Origin of the sequence: Streptomyces sp. NPDC058632 (assembly GCF_042717095.1) — a bacterium.
Taxonomy (GTDB): domain Bacteria; phylum Actinomycetota; class Actinomycetes; order Streptomycetales; family Streptomycetaceae; genus Streptomyces.
In genome coordinates this window covers 8752-28816 of sequence record NZ_JBHXQZ010000051.1, presented here as the reverse complement: position 1 = coordinate 28816, position 20065 = coordinate 8752, and the positions used below count along the sequence as shown (strand labels likewise).

Below are 20065 nucleotides of genomic sequence, written 5' to 3'. Positions count from 1 at the left end.
GGGTGGGGCCGCGGCCCGGTCGCCCCCCCCGGGGGCCGCACCCGGTCGGGCACCGGGTCGCGCCCCGAGGCCAGCCGTTCGCGCACGTCGTGAGCGGTGCCGACGGAGATGCCGGCTTCCTTGGCGACGGCCCGCAGCGGAATACCGGGGTTGGCGGCGATCAGCCGGCCGGCCCGCTCCCGCCCGGCCGCGGCGTTGATCGGACGCACCCGGCCGTCCTGGCCGACGCGGGCGTTCAAGGGGGGAGTGTCCGCGGTCGAACGCCGGCGGATGGCGGCGACGGTCTTCGGCGACAGGCCGCTGGCCCGTGCGACGGCCCGGTCCGACCAGTGCGGATGGGATGTGACGATGCGGGTGGCCGCCGCGGTCCGGTCCGACAGGGTCAGCGGCAGTCCGTGTACCGCGTTGCTCCGCACGGCGAGGACGAAGGCGTCGGCTTCCGATCCGTCGAAGAACCGGACGGCGATCTCCGGCTGCCCGCGCAGCAGGGCGACCCGCAGCCGGTGCATTCCGTCGATCACCCGCATGGTGGGCCGGTGGACGAGGATGGGAGGCAACGCGGTTTCGGATGCGAGGAGAAGCTGGGTATGTTGGAGGTCTTCCCCTTCGAGGCGAGGGCAATCCTCAATGGATAACGAATCGACCGGGACCATGTGCGTCGGTTCGTCCAGTACATCGAGTTGAATTTCTGCCTCGGACGACAACGGACCTCCACTCGCGCGGCACTGTGGACTATTCAGTTGGCGGGGCATAGCGGAACGTCCCCTTCATCAGGCAGGGTACGAGGCGCCAATCAATATCCGATCAATGGTCGATCAGTAACGCGCGGAAGGGCAATAAATGCGGAATGTCCTGTTCGTCTCCCTGGATACCGTTCGGGCCGATGTAGCCTATTCTGGCAAGATGCCGGGCGTGGAGTCGCTCAGGCGCCGCGGAGTCACTTTCCGTCAGGCGGTCTCGTCGGCGCCGTTCACCCCTGCCAGCCACGCGAGCGTATTCACCGGACTGCAGCCCGCCCGGCACGGCATCCGCCACCTCCTGCGCGAGCAGCTCGCCCCGGAGGCGACCACGCTGGCCGAGCGGCTGAAGTCCGCCGGCTACGCCACGGGTGCGGTGGTCTCCTGTCCGGGGCTGAACAAGTGGTACGGGATGAACCGCGGGTTCGACCACTACGACGACGAGATCCCGCGTCTGCCCGACGGGAGCGACCCGCTGACGACCCCGGACGTCAAGAAGCGCGGCCTGGCCCTGAAACGCGCGCCGCTGGTGGTGGAGCGCGCCCTGGAGTGGCTGCGGCACCAGGACGGGCCGTTCTTCCTCTTCGCCCACTTCTTCGACGCCCACTGGCCGTACGAGCCCCCCGAGGACTTCTGTCCCGAGGCGGCCAACCCCTACGAGGGCGAGGTGGCCTACAGCGACCACTACCTCCAGGTCCTGCTGCGGGGCATGGAGGAGATGGGGCACGCGCCGGAGGACACCCTGATCGTGTGCTTCTCCGACCACGGCGAGGACCTGGCGGGGTGGTACCCGAACGACCACGCGGGCACCCAGGGCCACCCGTACGAGGAGGGCCACGGCTGTCTGCTGTTCGACGCCACCCAGCACGTGCCGCTCGTCGTCGGCGGACCGGGGCTGCCGGCCGGCGTCGAGGTCGACGCCCAGGTGCGGCTGGTGGACATCGCGCCGACCGTGCTGGACCTGCTGGGCATGGACGCGGGCGACGTCGACGGTCTGTCGCTCACCGAGTTCTTCCACCACGGGACGGACGGCGCCTCCCGGCCCGCGTACTGCGAGACCTACTACCCGGAGGAACGCCGGGCGGACGGGCAGTACCCCGACCTGACTCCGCTGGCCGCGGTCCGGCTCCAGGACGACTCCTCCGGCAGCCGCAAGAAGGTGATCTGGGCGATCGGCGCGGACCCGGTCGAGCTGTACGACCTGCGGTCCGACCCGAACGAGCAGCACGGGCAGACCGTGTCGTCCGCGGTGGTCCCGAAGCCCTGACCGCGACGGGCGCCGCGTTCGGCCTCGCGCTTTCATGAAGCGGGCCGTCCACGCCCCGGGCAGGATCCTCCTGGACGTCGCGTCGGCGGTCGCGCTCGGCGGGGACCACCTCGCCGACATCGCGACGCTGCGGGCGGGGAGGCACTGGCCGCCGTCCGCGCCGCACGTTCCGAAGTCCGCAAACGGGTCCGGACGTTGGCCTGCGACCGGTCTCCGGACGCCGGGGGGCGGGTGACCGTGGATCTGGACGGAGTGCTGGTCCTCGTCCGCTCGCACGGGCAGGATGCCGCCCCGGCCCGGAAGAAGACCCACGGGCACCACCCCCTGATGGGCTCCGTCGACCACGGTCCGGACGGCACCGGCGGGGACGGCAGACCCTCGTCCGGTGTGATCCCGCGGGCGGCACCCACGAGTTCACGGTCCGGTTCGCCCGGCGCGGACGCCGGCTGTCCTGCTCGGCCGGCATGGTGATCGCCGAGGCCATTCGCCGGCGTGTTCCGAAGATGCCCGCGTCGGCCTGGACGCCCGCGGCCGAGCCGGACGGCGAAGCGGGGGACGGGGCCTGGAGCGCCGGACCCACCGGCACCTCCTCGACGGCCGGCCACAGGGCATGCGGTCGATCGTCCGCGAGGAACGGCCCCGTCCCGGGGCCCGGTCGAGGATCACGGACGTGGACGGCATGCGTCCCACCTGCCTCGCCACCAACACCTCCGACCGGCCGATCACCGAACTCGAACTCCGTCACCGGCTCCGGGCCCGCGCGGAGGACCGCGTCCGGGCCGCACGGGCGACCGGCCTGCGCGGCCTTCCCCCGCACGACACCGCGCAGAACCAGGTCTGGCTGAAGACCGTCCGGATCGCCCTCGACCTGTCGGTGATGCCCATGCTCGCCCTGACCGGCCGGGCCCGGCTCCGGGAACCCCGCCGCCTGCGGCTCGCCCACACTGGCCCTGGACCCGCGACATCACAGATGCCCTCGAACGGCTCGCACTCCTGCCGGCCCCCGGCCGACCAGCGGTCTCGCCCGTCCCCACGAGAGAACGTGCCGGCCCGGAACAGCGGACCCCGGCGGCCGCTCGGGACGACACCCGGGTCCTTGGCCTGCCCGCCCCCGGCCACCGGCGACGAAAGGAGATCCCGACTCCGCCGGTGGCCCGTCACGGAAGACCGAGGTTCAAGTGAGGAATCTCCTCGTCCGAACGTCCGGATTTCCGTGCGGCGGGCTCACGTAAAATGTTTCTCATGCCTTCAGCGGACCCTTGAACCATGCGTCCGAAAAGGCTTGCCAGGACTCGCGAACTGAGACGATGGTGGTGGGCGAAGAACCGTTCCCCGGCCCTTCGAACTCCCGTCAGCAGACCAGCGTGGAGGTGTTTTCCTCGTGACCGGCAGCAACTCGACGGCCCCATCACTTCCTTTTCATCGAGACGGTTCTCCGCTCGATCCGCCCTCCATATACACCGATTGGCGGGCCGAAGGCCCGATTCGCTCCGTCGCTCTGGCCAATGGAGAGACGGCATGGCTGGTGACCCGTTACGAAGAAATGCGCGCGGTGCTCGGTGACACCCGCATGAGTTCCGACGTCACGAAAAAGGGATTCCCCTCGCCCCGCCCCGAGGAGCCGAAGCAGAGCCTCGGCAACTTCACCCAGATGGATCCTCCGCAGTACGGCGCGGTGCGCCGGACGCTGACCAGGACCTTCATGGTCAAGAACATCGAGCGCATGCGCCCGCGCATCATCGAGCTGACGCACGAGCTGCTCGACGGCCTGGAGCGCCAGCCCCGTCCGGCCGATCTGCACGCCCACTTCGCCCGTCCGCTCCCTTCCCACCTGATCTGCGAGGTCCTCGGCATACCGCACGCCGACCGCGGCCTCTTCCAGGCCAACTCCGCCACCATCGGCGACATGCGCCTGAGCGAGGGCCAGGCGTACTCCGCGCGCACCGACATCGCCGAATACCTGATGCAGTTCGTCGAGGAGAAGGAGCGCAACCCCGGTGACGACATGCTCAGCGATCTGGTCGTCAACCGCCTGCGCACAGGAGAGCTGACCAAGGAGGAGATCGCCGGCATGGCGGCGCTGCTGGTCATCAACGGGCACGAGAGCAGTGCCAGCATGATCGGCCTGAGCGTGATCACCCTGCTGCGGCACCCCGACCAGCTGCACCGGTTCGTGACGGAACCCGAGCTCGTACCCGCGGCGATCGAGGAGCTGCTGCGCTACCTGTCGATCGTGCACGTCGGACTGCGCAGGGTGGCCACGGCCGACGTGGAGATCGGGGACGTCACCGTCCGGGAGGGGGACGGCCTGATCCTCCCGATCCACGTGGCCAACCGGGACCCCGGCGCCTTCGACGCACCGGACGAGCTGGACATCGGCCGGGAATCCCGCAACCACCTGGCCTTCGGACACGGCCTGCACAAGTGCATCGCCCAGTATCTGGCCCGCGTCGAACTGCAGATCGCGCTGCCGGCGCTCTTCCAGCGTTTCCCCGGACTGCGTCTGGCCGTTCCCCTGGAGGAGGTCTCCTTCCGCGAGGAAAACGTTGTCTACTCGGTGAACGCCCTGCCCGTCACGTGGTGACGGCGTACACCGTCCGCTGGCGTCGGACCACGCCACGCGCGACCGACCACGACCGGGAGGAACGCGGTGAGGATCGAGATCGACGAGGAGAAGTGCTGCGGCGGCGGGCAGTGCGTCGAGGCCGCTCCGGAGGTGTTCGACCAGCGGGACGAGGACGGTCTGGTGCTGCTGCTCGACGCCGCGCCGCCGCCGTCTCAGCACGCCGCGGTACGGACGGCCGCGCACCTCTGCCCGACCTCGGTGATCCGGCTGATCGAGGACGACCGACACCCGGACGACGCGCGGGAGTTCACGGCCCCACCCGCGCGCCCGCCGGACCGGCCCTGAGCCACGCACACGCGCTCCTCACCCTCTCTTCCGCGCCGTGTGCTTCCCGAACAACGGACAAGAGGGAAACGATCCATGGTGACGGAACCACGCAGACCTTCGGAGGCCGGCGTTGAAGGCTGCTGAAAGCATCGAAGCCCCGGCCAAGAGCCCCGCGGGCACGGACCGAACCGTCTCCCGCCGGGTTCTCCTGGCCAGCACCATCGGCAGTGCCATCGAGTGGTACGACTTCTATCTCTATTCGACGGCTGCGGCCCTGGTGCTCGGGCCGTTGTTCTTCCCCAACCAATCGCCCACGGCTGGTGTACTGGCCTCGTTCGCCACCTATGCCGCCGGATTCGTCGCCCGTCCGCTGGGCGGCATCGTCTTCGGGCATTTCGGGGACCGGATCGGCCGCAAGTCCATGCTGGTCCTGACCCTGCTCATCATGGGAACGGCCACGTTCCTCGTGGGCGTCCTGCCGACGTACGAACAGGCCGGCATCCTGGCCCCCGTCCTCCTGGTGCTGCTGCGGGTGGTACAGGGCATCGGCCTCGGCGGCGAGTGGGGCGGCGGCGTGCTCATGAGCGGCGAGCACGCGCCCCTCCACCGCCGCGGTCTGTTCACCAGTTTCCCCGCGAGCGGCTTCCCGCTCGGGCTGTTCGGCAGCACCGTGGTGTTCCAGCTGGTCTCCCAACTGCCGGAGGACCAGATGATGGCCTGGGGCTGGCGGTTGCCGTTCCTCGCCTCCATTCTCCTGGTGGTGGTGGGCGTGTTCGTCCGGCTCAAGGTGGCGGAGTCGCCGGAGTTCGTGCGCGTCCGGGATGCCGGGGGGCAGCGCAGGGTGCCGCTGGCCGGTGTGCTGCGGCAGGGCTGGACGCCCGTGCTGCGTGGCGCGTTCGCCTCCCTCGGACTGGCCATGACCGTCAGCGTCTACTCGGTCTATCTGCTGTCCTACGCCTCCTCGGGCCCGCGTCACGGGCACGGCACCGACGTGCTCAACGGACTGCTGATCGGCGCGCTCACGGAGGCCGTGCTGCTCCCGGTCGCCGGTCTGCTGTCCGACCGCCTGGGACGCCGTCCCGTCCTCCTCTTCGGATACGCGGTGTGCGCGCTGGTGGGTTTCGTGGCGCCGCACTGGCTGACCTCGGGCAACCAGGCGCTGGTCATCCTGACCTTCGTTCTGGCCATGGGCATCGGACACGCCGCGATCTACGGGGCCATCTCGGCGCTCCTGATCGACATGTTCCCGCCCGAACACCGCTACTCCGCGCTCGCGGTGACGTACCAACTCGGCGCGACGATAGCCAGTTTCGGGCCGCTCGTGGCCGTCGCCCTCGCGGGCTCGGCGCACACGGCCGTGCCGGGCATCCGACTGCTGTGGGGGTGCCTGGCGGCGGCCGCCGTCGCGGTGGCCTTCGGCCGGATCCCGCGGCCCGGTGAGGTCTCGGCCCGGTCGGCGGAGTAACCGCGGGCTTCCGGCCGGCGGAGCCGAAAGAGACTGAACAAGCGGTAAGGGTCGCGGCCCCTGTGGTAGAAAAAGTCACTTCCCACAGGGCACGTCGCTCCGGCACAAAAACCTTGAATGACATCCGTGAAGGGAATATCCGTGACGCGCGCATCCTGTTTTCCCGCAGCCGCACGAGGTACCGTTCTTCGTACGCGCAGCGCATTCGCCGCCGGCGACGGGGCTCCCCAGGAAGAAGACGACTCGTGGAACAGCACGGGCTCCTGAGCACCCGGCCCGTTCTCTCACCTGACCGGCGGACGCCCCGGGATCAGGGCGTGGTGTCCGGCAGCAGGGCCTCGAAGAGCTCCTTGGCCTCGGTTGCCTCCGGCAGGCCGAGGCCGGCGAGGAGCGTCCACGCATGTTTCAGGTGGCGCTGGGCGGAGGCTGTCTGTCCGAGGTCGGACCGCACGCGCCCCAGCACCATGAGGGCGCGGGCGTGGTCGCGGACGGAGCCGATCTCGCCGCACAGGTCGACCGCCCTCGCCGCGTGGCCCACCGCCTCCTCCGTGCGGCCGACCACCCAGAGTGTCTCGGCCAGTTGATAGAGCGTGTACGCCTCCCGATCCCGTGCGTCGAAGGCACGACAGATCTCCAGACATTCGGTGTACCGCGTCAACGCCTCGTCGTACCGCTGCTGTTCGTGCATGGCCAGGCCCAGCACGTACAGCGCGTAGGCCTCACCGGTGTGGTCCCCGAGACCGCGCAGCAGGGTGAGCGCCGTCTCGCAGGCGGAGACGGCCTCGTCCGCACGGCCACTGCGCAACCGCGCCAGCGCCGCGTTGACGGTGGTGCTCGCCTCGCCGGACCGGTGGCCCAGTTCACGGGCGAGCGCTATGGCCTCGTCGTAGTGCGTGATGGCCTCGTCGTAGCGGTGCGCGTACTGCACGGCGAGGCCGAGGTCGTTGAGCGCCTGGCGCAGGATGACGGTGTCGTGGGCCTGCCGGGCCGCCGCCGTCGCGGCAGTGGCGTGCCGCTCCGCCTCGGCCGGAGAGCCGGCCTGCAGCGCCAGCGTGCTCAGCAACTGCTGAGCCCGGCCGGTGGTGCGCGGGTCGCCGACCTCTTCGGCCCTGCGCAGCAGCGCGCGAACGGCCGTCAGGAGGTGCCCGCCGCGCACGTCCCGGTGGAACGGGCTGACGGCGATGAGCAGGTCGACGGCGAGGCGGAGCAACTCGGTTCGCCGCGGCGTGTGCCGGTCGGCCACACAGAGCGCGAGCGCCGCGATGTTCCCCATCTCCTCGGTGCTCCAGGCCTGTGCCGCGTGCACGTCCAAGAAGCGCAGGCCGGTCGTGGGCAGCGGGCCGAGCACCTGGGCCAGAGCGTCGCCCGGCACCATGTGACCGAAGGCGTTGCACGCCGTGGCCGACAGGAACATCAGCAGCCGGCGCAGCGCGTCGTCGCCCTCCTCGGCGTCCTGCGCCCGCTGCCGGGCGAAGATGCCGAGCAGGTCCTGGTAGCGGTACCGGCCGGGCCGGGGCGACTCCATCATGGCCGCGTCGACCAGCGACTCCAGCAGTTCCTCCGTCGCGGCCTCTTCCAGTTCCAGCATCGCGGCGGCGGCCGGCACCCCCATCTCGGGCATCCGCGCCACCGCCAACAGGCCGAAGGCCCGCGCCTGTTCGGCCGTGAGCTGCCGGTGGCTCACCTCGAACACCGCGCTGACATCGATGTCTCCGACGTGCAGTTCCGCGATCCGGGACTCCGTGTCGCGAAGACGGGCGGACAGCGTGGTGATGGACCACAGGGGCCGGGCGGCCAGTCGGGCGGCGACGATCCGGATGGCCAACGGCAGGTAGGCACAGGCCTTGACGAGCTTCTGGGCCTGTGACCACTCCGCCGTCAGGCGCGGCTGCCCGATCACCGCACCGAGCAGGTCGAGTGCTTCGCCGGGGGAAAAGGCCTTCAGCCCGAACTGATAGGTAAGGGGCGCTCCGAAGAGGGACCGCCGGCTGGTCACGATGACCCCGCAGTCGCCCGGACCGGGCAGCAGGTCCTGGACGTGGGCCGTGTCCCGCGCGTTGTCCAGGACCAGGAGCACCCGCCGGTCGGAGAGCACGGACCGGAACAGCTTGCGGCGTTCGTCGAGCGTGGCGGGGACCTTGTCGGCCGGAACGCCGAGCGCGACGAGGAATCCGGCCAGCACCACGGCAGGTTCGGCGGGGACGTCGTCGTTGCCGTGCAGGTTCACGACCAACTGGCCGTCCGGGTAGGCGTCACGGATGCGGTGCGCGACGTGGAACGCCAGGGCCGTCTTGCCGAGACCGCCCATGCCGTTGATCGCCACCGAGACCGCCGCCCCGCCGCGCGGCGCAATGAGCAGGTCGTACAGCTGGGCGACATCGAACACACGTCCGGTGAAGTCCGGCAGGTCGGGCGGCAGTTGCGCGGGGACCGGCACCGCGGGACCGTTCCCCTCCCGGCACGCGAGGGCCGGGCCGTGGCCGGTCTCCGGCGGCTCGCCCCCGCGCGGAGGGCCCGAACGCGCCGCGCCGGACCGTTGCCCGGTGTGCCGGTCGGGGGACGGATCCCCTTCCAGCAGCGTCGGATCGCTCTCCAGGATCCTGCGTTGCAGCGCCAGCAGGTCGGCCCCGGGGTCGATGCCCTGCTCCGTCACGAGCCTGCTTCTGAAGTCGCTGAACACGGCCAGGGCGTCCGCCTTCCTGCCCGCCGCGTACAGAGCCCGCATGAGCAGTCGGTGCGGGCCCTCGTGCAGGGGGTGGGAGGCCGTCAGCTCGAACAGCGAGGGGATGATCATGTTGTGCTGTCCGCCGGCGAGAGCTAGGTCGAACCGCTCCTCCTGGATGGCGTTGCGCAGTTCCTCGAGCCGCGCGCGATGCCGTTGGGCGAAGGGGCCGGGCACGCCGACCAGCGGGTCGCCGCGCCACAGCTGCAGAGCCTGGTCCAGCAGCCCGGCCGCCTTCTCCCGGTCGCCGGCGGCGCGGGCCCGGGTCGCCGTACGCAGCAGCGACTCGGCGTGCCAGGTGTCCAGCGCCGTCTGGGGCACCTTCATCTGGTAGCCGTCCCCCACGGACACGATGATCAGTGGTCGCGTCAGGTCGGTCTCCAGCAGTCTGCGCAGCTGCCAGGCATAGGTCCGTACGGTCGTCACGGCGCGGGCCGGGGGCCTCTCCCCCCACAGGGCCTCGACGAGGGTGGCCATGGACACCGCGTGCCCGTGGCGCAGAAGTAATGTCGCGAGTATGGCTTGTTGTTGTGGTGGGCCCACGGGAATTTCGGCGTCACCCCGATAGGCTCGAACCGCTCCCAGCAGGACGAAACGAATACCTTGCGCCATACTGCAGGCCTTTCTCATCCCCACTGCCGCGCCGGGCTCGTGCGGCGGAGATTCTCTCCAGGTCGCCCAGCACGAAACGGCCGTCCGCGTGCCATCATCTGAAGGATAGGGCAAGAAACCGTACAGCCGAGCGAAAGCCGGTTCCCGGCCGACTCGACCACAAACAAGGTCCGTACCGGCTTGAATGCGAGTCAATTCATCTTCGGCGGGTTCGAGATCCCGGACCGGCCCGATGCGGAGTCGACGACCTGTGCCGGCGTCCGGGACGGATGAATTCGGTTCGGCGCCGTCCCGGACGCCGGGACGTCACTCGCCGCCCGGGGCGGCCGCGTGCGCCGTCACGGCCCCGCTCACCCGCAGGGCGTGCATGGTGATGCCGTCGGCGGCCAGGGCGTCGGCGATCTCCGTCTCCCCGAAGGAGGCCAGCCCCGCGTCGGTCAGGATCTGCAGGTCGGTCGAGTGCAACGGGAGGTCGCCGACGCGCGCCTGCCGCACGGCACCCACGTTGTGCCCCTCGAAGCCGTCGGGGACCCGGTGGGTGCCGTGCGCGAGGAAGCCGAACATCAGCAGGTGGTAGCGGCCTTCGGCCCACTGCCCGGTGAACTCGTAGACGGCGAACGGGGAGCAGGACGCCACCCGGCAGCCCGTCTCCTCGTACGCCTCGCGCATGGCCGCCTGCCCGGCGGACTCGCCGGGCTCGATACCACCCCCCGGCAGCAGCCAGTTGCCGGCGTAGGGGCCCTTGAGCTGATGCACGAAGGTGACGGTGCCGTCCGGGCCGGGCAGCACCATGAGGGAGACGGGCAGGATGCGGGAGAAGCGGTCGGTCACGGTGTGCGGTGTCCTCAACTCGTCGTCAGTACTCGACGGGGCGTCCGCTCGGCGGGATGACCAGCGCGAGGCCCAGTCGCTCACCCTCGATTCTGCCCTTCCGGTAGTACGGTTCGCGGTGGCTGACGAACCCGTGGGTGGCCAGGGCCTGGCCGATGTGGCCGAGGTCGGGCCCGCACAGGACGAGCTTGCACCGCACGTCGAACCGCATCGCCTCCCGGACCAGTTCCAGGTCGGGGGCGTCGGTCTCGATCGACACGACGAACTCGCCGCGCGCCTCGACCGAGTAGCGCACCGACCGCACCGGCATCCCCCGTCCGGACAGGTGCGCGTACATCAGGTACTCGTTCTGGAAACTCATCAGGGTCAGTCCGGACTCGGCACCCGCGACGATGCTCGGCCACGGTGCGCCGGGGCGGGCGGCGACACCGGTGAGGTCGAGGACGAACCCTTCCCGCTGTTCCACGTAGTAGCCCTTGAACTCGCCGAACGGGCCCTCCGTCTCCCGCTCGTCGCGTACCAGGCCGGTGAGGACGTGCGTGGCGTCGCCGGGGACGGGCGGCGCGCCGTGCACGGTGACGTCCTCGCACAGCAGCCGTGAGGCGATCTGGTAGTCGTCGCCCTCGGCGGGGAGCCGGGAGGCCGCCACGACGGCGTGGACCGGGTTCGCGCCCAGGAACACCGACAGGGGCATGGACCGGTCGGCCGCCGTCCACTCCCGGAGGTTGCGATGTGCGTCGGTGCGCGGGTCGAGGAAGATCCGGGCCCGGTGCGGTGAGACCACCTGTACGCAGTAGAAACCGAGGTTGACGCCGGAGCCGTCCGGCCGGGTCGTCACCCCGATCCCGGCGGTGACGTACCGTCCGCCGTCGCCCGGACGGTGCTGCAGCACGGGAAGGTCGTCGAAGCCCTTCAGTTCCTCCAGCCCCGGCGGGGCGCCGTCCGCGGAGGTTCCGCCGCCGGTCGCGGTCCGTACCCGGTGCGGCGCCCCGGCCAGCCGGGCGGACATCTCCGCCAGATGGGTGCCCTCCTGCGCACCCAGCGCCGCAAGCAGGACCGCCCGCGGATAGGGATGGCCGAGCACGCGGGTTCCGGGACGGTCCTCGATCCGGGTGAAGACGGTGGTGGGCCGCGCGCCGTGCCGCTCCTCCAGCTCGGCCAGGGTGCGGGCCACCTCCACCTCGGCACTGAGCGGCCGGTCGCAGGTGTAGACGTCCACAGCTCCGTAGCAGGCGGGCAGTCCGGCCTCGGCCGGGGTGACGCGGGTCAGGCCGCTGCCGGTGAAGTCGGGCGGCGGCTGCCCGCTCACCCGGCCTCGCCGAGCGGGAAGGGCCGCACGCCCGGAGTGCGGCCCCAGCCCCGCTCCCAGGGGAAGACGACCCAGTCGTCGACGACCGCCGGGCAGTAGTCCGGCACATGGCCGCACCGGTGGTTGCGGACCAGGCTCGCGAACCGCACGTCGGCGGCGGCGACGCCCGCGGCCGACAGGTGGGAGCGGACCACGTCCCAGGTGGCGCCGGTGCCCACGATGTCGTCCACGACGAGGACGGGGCCCGTGAACACGGGCGCCGGCCCCTCCTGTTCCAGCAGCGGCGGACGCTTGGCCGCGTACTGGCTGTCGTCGTGGGTGCGGCGCACCCGCACCGTGTGCATCACCGGCACGTCAAGAGCGCAGGTGAGGTAGCTCGCTGCGAGCAGCCCGCCGCGCGCGACCCCGAGGACGGCGCCGGGCGTGAAGCCGTCGGCGCGGACCGCCGCGACGATGCGGTCGAGGACCTCCTTCAGGTCGTCCCAGCTCAGCTCGTAGGGCCCCTGCCGGGTCCACATGCCCGGCTGCTCGCCCGCCACGGCGGTGTCCCCCACCGCCTCACGACTGTTCACTGCTCACCGCCTCGGCGACGTGGTCGATGTCGATGTGCTCGGTGCGGGCGCGCACGTGCGGGGTGTTCTCGACCTGGCCGGCCGGGGTGACCCGGACGAACCGGGCCCGGTCGCGGAAGTCGTCGAGCCCGGCGGCGCCGGAGTAGCTGAGCGCCGACTGCACGCCTCCGGTCAGCTGCCGCAGGGTCCGCGTCAGCGAACCGGTGTGGGCGAAGGTGGCCTCCACACCCTCCGGCACGTAGTCGTCCACCTCCTCGGCGGTGATCCGCTCGCCGGCGGCACGCCGGAGCGTCAGTTCCATGCCGAGCGAGACGAACCCGCGGCTCGTCTTGAACACGCGGCCGTCGCGTTCCACGGGCAGCGCCTCGCTCTCCTCGGCCCCCGCGAGGAGGCTGCCGAGCATGACCGCGCAGGCGCCGGCCGCCAGCGCCTTGGCGATGTCCCCGGCCTGCCGGATGCCACCGTCGGCCACCACCCGTACCCCGTGCCGGGCGCCTTCGGCTGCGCAGTCCAGGATGGCGGTCAGCTGTGGCACGCCCGTGCCCGCCACCAGCCGGGTCGTGCACACGCCGCCCGGCCCGATGCCGACCTTGATCAGGTCGGCACCGGCGTCGGCGAGGTCCCGGGTGCCGGCCTCGGTGGCGACGTTCCCCGCCATCAGGCTCACCCGGGGGTGCGCCCGACGCAGTTCCGCGACGGCCTCGAGGACCTGGTCGCTGTGGCCGTGCGCCACGTCGACCACCAGCAGGTCGGCTCCCCCGGCGACCATCCGGTCCGCCCGCTCCCGCCAGTCCCCCGTGACCCCGACCGCGGCGCCCACCGCGAGCCGTCCCGCCGTGTCCAGCGTGGCCCCGGCCGCCCGCTGCTCGGCGGACGGTTCGTGGGTCTTGACCGCCCGGAGCTGGTCCGCCTGCTGGCCGACGGTCTGCATCCGGTGCAGGACGCCGAGCCCGCCGTTGAGTGCCATGCCCGTGGCCATCCGGTCACCGGTGCACCACTGGGTGTTGGCCGACACGACGGGGATACGCAGCCGCAGGCCGGGCAGGAGTTCGGTGGTCAGATCGGCATGCCGGCGGCTGCGCAGCGACGTGCGCTGCGGTACCAGCAGGACATCGTCGAAGCTGAGCCCGGTCGGGGGCTCCGTGGTGATGTGCATCTGGCGTCGCGGTCCTCTCTGCACCGGGTACCCGGGTCAACGCGTCCCGGTGACGGATGGCGGCTGAAGTGCGAGGAACTCCGCCCGCACGGCCGGGTCGGCGAACGCGCCCCGCCAGGTGACCGTGGTCATCGTGGCCGGCGTACGGATGCCCCGCATGGCCATGCACATGTGCTCGCCCCGGCACAGCACCGCGACGTCGGCGGACGCGGTGAGCTTGGCCACGGTGTCGGCGATGTCGGCGGTCAGCCGTTCCTGCAACTGCAGGCGGTGGGCGTGCTGGTGGGCGATCCGGGCGAACTTGCTGAGTCCGAGGACCTGCCCCTGCGGGCGGTAGCCGATGGTCACCTTGCAGGAGAACGGCAGCAGATGGTGTTCGCACAGGGACCAGACCTCGATCCCCGAGACCGAGATGGTCTCGGCGCTGCTGGCGGATTCGAAGACGGTCTCCAGCGTGCCGGGCTCGTACCGGATGAACTCCCGCCACCAGCGTGCCCAGCGTGCGGGCGTGCCGAGCAGTCCCTCACGCTCCGGATCCTCGCCCAGTTCGAGCAGCAGTTCCCTGGCAATGCGCTCCAGGGGGTCCGGCTGCTGCCGCCCCGTGTCCGGCGGACAGAGCGGTGTCGATGTGTCGACGTCTTGGCTCATTCATACCCCCCGTTGGTTTCCCCACAGAGTCACGTGCAGCCTTCCGGTCAGATTCCACCGGCGGACGCCGACCGGATCCGCGAGGGCCCGCAGCCCTTCGGCGATCTCCTCCGGCGACTGTCCGCGCGGCATGATCCAGATGTTCTCCAGCCCGTATGCACGGACCAGTTCTTCCACTTCGGCGAGGTCGTCGGGCCCGGAGCACACGAACTTGAAGCACGTACCGGCCAACGCGTTGAACGCGGTGAGCGGGCCGGGCACGATCCGTCTGCTCAGGGCGACCCCGGAGTGGGTGAGCTTGGGCGACACGTTGAACCGGACACCGGTGGCCGCCCACTCCGGTGCGGGGACGACGGTTCCGTTGGTCTCTATCTCCACATCGGCGCCGGCCGCGCGCAGCGCCCGGACGACGGGCAGCAGCCGCGTCTGCTGGCTCAGCGGTTCACCGCCGGAGACGACCACGAGCCCGGTGCCGAAGGCGGTCAGCCGCTCGGTCACGTCCTCGACGGTCATCGGATGCAGTTCGTCGGCCGGCCGGTGTGCCACTTTGGACTTCGAAATCCCCGTCCAGTCCCAGGTGTAGGGCGTGTCACACCAGGTACAGGTCAGGTTGCAGCCTCCGAGGCGCAGGAAGCAGCACGATCGGCCCGTTGAGGGACCCTCACCCTGAATGGACTAGGTGGGGCCGAAGATTTCGTTGACGACGAGCTTCGGCCTGTCCATGTGCCCCACCTCCTTGGACATCGTTCTTGACCGGCGCGGTCCGGTGACGTGCGGGCTGCCGTCCGGGCCCCGGTCCGCGGCTCCCGCCGGTCGTTGCGGTTACGGGGCCGGCCGGTACGTGGCCCAGGTCTTCGGTGTCTCGGACACCCGCACCGCCGTCAGTTCCGGGAACTCGTCGCACCACTTCTCGTGGATCCACCGCGCGAGGTTCTCCGCGGAGGGGGTGCGGTCCTCCATGACGTCGTTGAGATGCCGGTGGTCCAGGACCTCGTCCATCCACTTCTTCATCACGTCCAGGTCCCGGTAGTCCCGTACGAATCCCGCGGGGTTCACCTCGTCGTCCGCGCAGGAGAGTTCGACGACCACCACGTAGTTGTGTCCGTGCAACCGGGTGCACATATGGTCGGGCGGCAGGTGTGCCAATTGATGGCTGGCGGAGAAGTGGAACTCCTTGGCGATGGACAGCATTCGCTACTCCTTTTCACCCGGCACCACTCGGAAGGAAATGAATGGACCAGGGGCTCAGAGATGGTGTGGCGAGGCGTCGGAGCGCTGCCGGAAAAGGCGTGGCGACAAGATTTAACCCGCCCCGGTTCCCGCTGTACAGCGTGGCGGAGTGAACATCCGGCCACCTCGAAAGGGCGTTGCGCAGCCGTGTATCCGCAGGAACACTCGACCCGAGCTGCCGGAATCCGGAAGGGAGACCCGGGTGACGAGTGAACCCCCTGAGGTGGACGCGTGGATCGGTGAGGACGGCGAGGACGTGGTGCGGCTGCGCCGCTGGCAGGGCACCTGGTCGCAGGACGACCCGCACGGCAACTTCAAGTCGGACGTCGTGGGGTACGGCCTGCTCGACCCGCTGCACACCGTGCGCGGCATGTCCCGCAACCTGGACATCCCCGTCGGAGCCATCGCCAGGTATGTCCTGGCGCGATGGGCCACGGGGGGCAGCGGCGGCCTGCTCGAGATCGGCCCCGTGATGATCCACCGGCTCTGGGAGCCCGTCGCCCGGGCCGAGAGCGCCGGCACCGACGAAGCGCGGCTCGCCGCCTACGACCAGCTTCGGCAGATGCTCTCCTGGCTGAAGCTGCCCCTGGACAACCCGGAGATCTATCCCCCGCAAGGGGAGGAAGGGGGCGCGCAGACCACGGCCGGGGACTGACTCCCCGGCCTGCCCTGCGCGCCTCACGACTGCCGAAGCGCCGTTCAACCGGGGGCGTTCCCCGGTCGAACACGGCCTCCCCGTCCCTCGCAGTCCACCGAAGAGCCCACCGAAGAGCCCACCGAAGAGCCCACCGAAGAGCCCACCGGAGGCGGATTCCCGTGCATGAGCCGAGCCACTACGACCACATCGTCCTGGTGTCCATCGACACGCTGCGCAGCGACGCGCTGTCCGCGCATCCGAACCCGCTCTGGCCGCACACCTACCAGGACGTCCGCCGGGTGGACACAACGGTGCTGGACACGCTGGCGTCCCGGGGAGCGTACTTCCCGAACATGATCAGCGCCGCACCCTACACCGCGGCCTCGCACGGCGCGATATTCACCGGACAGTACCCGCTGCACAATGGTCTGCACGAATTTTACAACGGTTCCCTGAAGGCGCCCTCGGTATTCACCTACGGTCGGCGCGACGGCCGTCGCACGGTGATGAAGGTCGACTTCCCCATCATTCTGGGGAAGGAGCTCGGATTCACCCGGGACATCGACACGTATCTCATCGAGGACGACGAGGGATTCATCGAGGCCGTGGCATCGGCCGACCGTACCGTCGCACTCGCCCACTTCGGCAGTGTTCACGTTCCGTACGGATTCCACAATCTGACGCTGGGGGGTGACGCCTACCGGGAGAAAGTGGCCGAGCTGGAGGCCGGGCTCCCGGACGAACTGCCCTTCGTCGACCGGCTGGTGGAGACCTACCGCGATGCCGAGGACGCGGACCTGCTGATGCGGTACAAGCGTGTCACCACGTACCTGCACCAGCAGGGTGCCTACGACCGGCTCTTCCAGCTGTACCTCGACGGAGTCGAGCACTTCCTGGCCACCCGTCTGAGCACCTTCCTCGACCGGCTCACCGAACGCGTCGCCGCGACCGGCAAGCGGATGCTGCTGGTTCTGTTCGCCGACCACGGCGAAGAGTTCGACGAGCAGACCAACGGACACTTCAACTCGATGGCCGAAGGCGTCCTGCGGGTCCCGCTGATCATCGTCGGCGACGGGGTCAGGCCGGGCACGCACGAGCGGCGTATCCGCACGGTGGACATCGCGCCCACCGTGCTCGAGCTGGCCGGCGTCCCCGCACCCGCCACGGGTGTCTTCGACGGGCGTTCCCTGGCCTCCGTGGCGCGCGGCGAGGAGGTACTCGACGGGGACGCACCCGCCGTCGCCGAGTCCTACAACGTCGAACTGAACGACTTCATCGCCTTCCAGGAGCGTCAGCTCAGCGGCCGGACCCCGGGTCCGCTGCCGCACTTCCTGGTCGGGCACGCCGCCTATCTCGGGGACCGCCGGGTGGTGCGGATGACCCGGCACTACTCCGACGCGCTCCAGCGGGCGACGCCGTACAACCGTGTGCGCGTCGAACGGTTCGACGCCGACGGTGTCCCCCGGCCGGTCCCGGACGACGACGGCGCAGACCTTCTGGCCATGCTCGACGACTACCGCACCGCCCTGCGGGAGCCCGAGCAGACCACGGTCACCGACGAGATGCGCGGCCAGCTCCGCTCCCTCGGCTACTCGGTCTGAGCGGGACACCGGCATGGACACCTCCTCCTCGCGGCCGGGACTGTCCAGCACCCTGGGCGGGCCCGGCTGGGTGCCCCGGTCCGGCAGCCATGCGGCCGAGATCCGCGCGGGCCGGACCTGGGCACGCTGCGGCTACCGCTCGGAGGCCGACCCCCTGCGGGCCGTGCTCCTCGCCCGACCGCCCGACAGCATCGGGGCGGTGACCGACGCGGCCGGGCAGCTGATGACGGACCGGGTCGACCTCGGGCGGCTGCGCGCCCAGACGGACGCGGTGGCCGAGGCGTTCCGGGCGGAGGGGGTCACGGTGCACGTGGCACACCCGCCACCGGACGCTCCGCCCAACGTGATCTTCCTGCGGGACCTGTTCCTGGTCACCCCCGAGGGAGCCGTACTGGGGCGGACCGCGTCGGCGCAGCGGGCCGGAGAGGAACGCCACGCGGCGCTGGCGCTGGCCCGGGCGGGGATCCCGATCCTGCACACGGTCCGGGGGACGGCGTCGTTCGAGGGGGCCGACGCCCTGTGGGCCGACGAGGAGACGGTGCTGGTGGGTACGGGGTTCCGCACCGACCCGGCCGGGGCGGAGGCGCTGCGCGGCGTGCTGGGCGAACAGGGGGTGACGGTGCTTCCGGTGCCGCTCGGTCCCGGGGTGCAGCACCTGCTCGGCTCGATGGTTCCCGTCGGCCCGCGGCGGGCGGTCGTGCACGCGGCCGCCGCGAGCGGGGAACTGCGGGCCGCCCTGCGGGCCCGGGACTACGAACTGATCGAGTTCGAGCCCGACGACGAAGTGGTGCGCTCCCGCAGCCTCAACATCGTCACCCTCGCTCCCGGGCGGGTCATCATGCCGGCCGGATGCCCGCGCACCCGGCGGCGGCTGGAGGCGGCGGGTCTGGAGACCCTGGCGGTGGACGTCAGCGAGTACGTCCGGGCGGCCGGCGCATTCGGCTGCCTCACCGGCATCCTGCACCGGTCGGCCGGCCCGCCGTCGGCGGGCTCTCCCCGGGACGTCGGGTCCGAGGCGGGGAAACCTCCGAACCTATAGACTCAACTCCCGCCACATGCATGGTCGGTGGGGCCGGCGCGGGCAGAGCCGTACCGCAGGCGGAGACGCTCCGGGATGAAAGCGTGGCGGCGAGAGCCGAATCGACCCGCCCGTTCTCGTGCGTGGTTCACCGGGGCCGTCCGCGGACCGGTGACGTCCTGCTGCCGACGGGCGACGGCACCTCGTTCGGCCGGCGGCGCTGCCCTCCCCGATGCACCGAGTCCGATCCCGGGCCGTCACGGCATTCTCCCGCGGCCGCCCCGAAGTTCTGGAAGGAACACCCGTGCTGGTCAGTGTCATCATCCCCACCTACAACCGTCCGGAACGCCTGGCCGTCGCGCTGCAGAGCGTGCAGACCCTGGACTTCGACAGTGAGCAGCTCGAGGTCATCGTGGTCAACGACCACGGCACCCCGGTCGATGGCGTGGTCGAGGCTGCCGGCCGGTCCCTGAACGTACGCCTCATCGACCAGCCGTCCCAGAGCGGGCCGTCGGGGGCGCGCAACGCCGGACTGGAGGTGGCCCGCGGAGAGTACGTCGCGTTCCTCGACGACGACGACGTCTTCAGCCCACAGCACCTGAGCGGCACCCTTCCCCTGCTGAAGGGCGGGGCCGACTTCGTCTACGTCAACATCAACATCGCGCGGACGCGGGTCACCGGTACGACGATCGCCGACGCCGAAGTCTTCGTTCGGCTGGAGTTCCCCTACGACCGAGGGCTGCTGGAGATCACCAACCACTTCGCCCCGTCGGCCGTGGTGTGCCGTTCCCCCCGGTCCGCCGGAGCGTTCTTCGACACGTCGCTGGGCGTCGAGGAGGACTGGGACTTCTTCCTGAAGCTGGCACACGGACACAAGTACCAGGTGGTGCACCAGCCGGAGGTCGCCATCGCCCTGCACCGCATCCCCGGCGTCGAGAGCCTGACGACACCGACCTCCGACGACATCGCGGCCCTGAAGGTCTACGAGGACAACTGGCACCTGATCTGCGAACGCTGGCCGGCCACGACCGAGCGCACCGAGCAGGTGCGCCGGTTCATGCCGGTGATGTACCAGATGGCGTACGCCAGCTTCGAAGCGGGCGTTCCGCTGGACCACCATTACTACGAGCGCACGCTCCAGGTCCTGTACCGCGCGCTCGGCGACCCGAGGCCCTCCCCCGCGCAGGTCGAGGACGAGCTGCGGGCGGCTCTGGAGGGCCGCTGACACCCCGCCCCGCCCGGTGGGGTGGGGGGGCCCGGACCCGGGGGCCCCCCCCCCCCCCCCCCCCGCCGCCCCCCCCCCCCGGGGCGCGCCCGGCGGAGCGGGGGGGGGGCGCGGGGGTTGTGTAAACAAGGCGCGGCGGGCG

15 protein-coding genes and 3 pseudogenes are annotated in these 20065 nt (G+C 70.8%); 9 read left to right on the top strand and 9 right to left on the bottom strand.

Annotated elements, in window-relative coordinates:
* Positions 1 to 557 (bottom strand): annotated as a pseudogene (locus tag ACFWVE_RS20395) (hypothetical protein); the annotation flags it as partial.
* Between the two features lie 283 nt (positions 558 to 840).
* Between ACFWVE_RS20395 and ACFWVE_RS20390 the strand changes: the two are divergent.
* The 5 genes and pseudogenes from ACFWVE_RS20390 (at position 841) to ACFWVE_RS20370 (ending at position 6362) form a co-directional block, all read left to right on the top strand.
* Positions 841 to 2004, top strand: a complete 1164-nt coding sequence (locus tag ACFWVE_RS20390) for a sulfatase (RefSeq protein ID WP_384015854.1) — start codon at positions 841 to 843, stop codon at positions 2002 to 2004.
* Between the two features lie 40 nt (positions 2005 to 2044).
* Positions 2045 to 3012 (top strand): annotated as a pseudogene (locus tag ACFWVE_RS20385) (transposase); the annotation flags it as partial.
* A gap of 517 nt (positions 3013 to 3529) precedes the next feature.
* Complete coding sequence (locus ACFWVE_RS20380) at positions 3530 to 4588, top strand: cytochrome P450 (protein WP_384015852.1); 1059 nt, start codon at positions 3530 to 3532, stop codon at positions 4586 to 4588.
* A gap of 66 nt (positions 4589 to 4654) precedes the next feature.
* A pseudogene (locus ACFWVE_RS20375) lies at positions 4655 to 4849 on the top strand (ferredoxin); the annotation flags it as partial.
* 178 nt (positions 4850 to 5027) lie between these two features.
* Positions 5028 to 6362, top strand: coding sequence for an MFS transporter (locus ACFWVE_RS20370; protein WP_384015850.1), 1335 nt, complete (start codon positions 5028 to 5030; stop codon positions 6360 to 6362).
* A 310-nt stretch (positions 6363 to 6672) separates the two neighbouring features.
* Here ACFWVE_RS20370 and ACFWVE_RS20365 read toward each other — a convergent pair whose 3' ends face one another.
* The 8 genes from ACFWVE_RS20365 to ACFWVE_RS20330 all read right to left on the bottom strand — a co-directional run bounded on the left by ACFWVE_RS20365 (position 6673) and on the right by ACFWVE_RS20330 (position 15403).
* The gene (locus ACFWVE_RS20365; protein ID WP_384015848.1) at positions 6673 to 9696 is read right to left on the bottom strand and encodes a BTAD domain-containing putative transcriptional regulator; all 3024 of its coding nucleotides are present in this window, start codon (positions 9694 to 9696) and stop codon (positions 6673 to 6675) included.
* A gap of 306 nt (positions 9697 to 10002) precedes the next feature.
* Positions 10003 to 10527 (bottom strand): NUDIX hydrolase, encoded by a 525-nt coding sequence (locus ACFWVE_RS20360; RefSeq protein ID WP_384015846.1) that lies wholly within the window; start codon positions 10525 to 10527, stop codon positions 10003 to 10005.
* A 25-nt stretch (positions 10528 to 10552) separates the two neighbouring features.
* Positions 10553 to 11836: a UbiD family decarboxylase gene (locus tag ACFWVE_RS20355; protein WP_384015844.1), complete on the bottom strand. Its 1284-nt coding sequence runs from the start codon at positions 11834 to 11836 to the stop codon at positions 10553 to 10555.
* Positions 11833 to 12408 (bottom strand): phosphoribosyltransferase, encoded by a 576-nt coding sequence (locus ACFWVE_RS20350; RefSeq protein WP_384015842.1) that lies wholly within the window; start codon positions 12406 to 12408, stop codon positions 11833 to 11835. Before ACFWVE_RS20350 ends, ACFWVE_RS20355 begins: the two co-directional genes overlap by 4 nt.
* Positions 12395 to 13564, bottom strand: coding sequence for an IMP dehydrogenase (locus ACFWVE_RS20345; protein ID WP_384015840.1), 1170 nt, complete (start codon positions 13562 to 13564; stop codon positions 12395 to 12397). The genes ACFWVE_RS20350 and ACFWVE_RS20345 overlap by 14 nt, the downstream gene beginning before the upstream one ends.
* A 36-nt stretch (positions 13565 to 13600) precedes the next feature.
* A complete protein-coding gene (folE, locus tag ACFWVE_RS20340; RefSeq protein ID WP_384015838.1) occupies positions 13601 to 14212 on the bottom strand; it encodes a GTP cyclohydrolase I in 612 nt (203 codons plus the stop codon).
* Positions 14213 to 14884, bottom strand: coding sequence for a 7-carboxy-7-deazaguanine synthase QueE (locus tag ACFWVE_RS20335; protein ID WP_384015901.1), 672 nt, complete (start codon positions 14882 to 14884; stop codon positions 14213 to 14215). It abuts the gene before it with no gap.
* A 150-nt stretch (positions 14885 to 15034) separates the two neighbouring features.
* On the bottom strand, positions 15035 to 15403 hold the full coding sequence (locus ACFWVE_RS20330) for a 6-pyruvoyl tetrahydropterin synthase family protein (protein WP_384015836.1): 369 nt from the start codon (positions 15401 to 15403) through the stop codon (positions 15035 to 15037).
* Between the two features lie 241 nt (positions 15404 to 15644).
* Between ACFWVE_RS20330 and ACFWVE_RS20325 the strand changes: the two genes are divergently transcribed.
* The 4 genes from ACFWVE_RS20325 (at position 15645) to ACFWVE_RS20310 (ending at position 19923) form a co-directional block, all read left to right on the top strand.
* Positions 15645 to 16097, top strand: coding sequence for a DUF6027 family protein (locus tag ACFWVE_RS20325; RefSeq protein WP_384015834.1), 453 nt, complete (start codon positions 15645 to 15647; stop codon positions 16095 to 16097).
* A 161-nt stretch (positions 16098 to 16258) separates the two neighbouring features.
* Positions 16259 to 17680, top strand: coding sequence for a sulfatase-like hydrolase/transferase (locus tag ACFWVE_RS20320; protein WP_384015832.1), 1422 nt, complete (start codon positions 16259 to 16261; stop codon positions 17678 to 17680).
* Positions 17681 to 17693: 13 nt separating this feature from the next.
* The gene (locus ACFWVE_RS20315; RefSeq protein WP_384015830.1) at positions 17694 to 18719 is read left to right on the top strand and encodes a dimethylarginine dimethylaminohydrolase family protein; all 1026 of its coding nucleotides are present in this window, start codon (positions 17694 to 17696) and stop codon (positions 18717 to 18719) included.
* A gap of 283 nt (positions 18720 to 19002) precedes the next feature.
* Entirely contained in the window at positions 19003 to 19923 is a 921-nt protein-coding gene (locus tag ACFWVE_RS20310) for a glycosyltransferase family 2 protein (RefSeq protein WP_384015828.1), read from the top strand.
* Positions 19924 to 20065 lie beyond the last annotated feature (142 nt).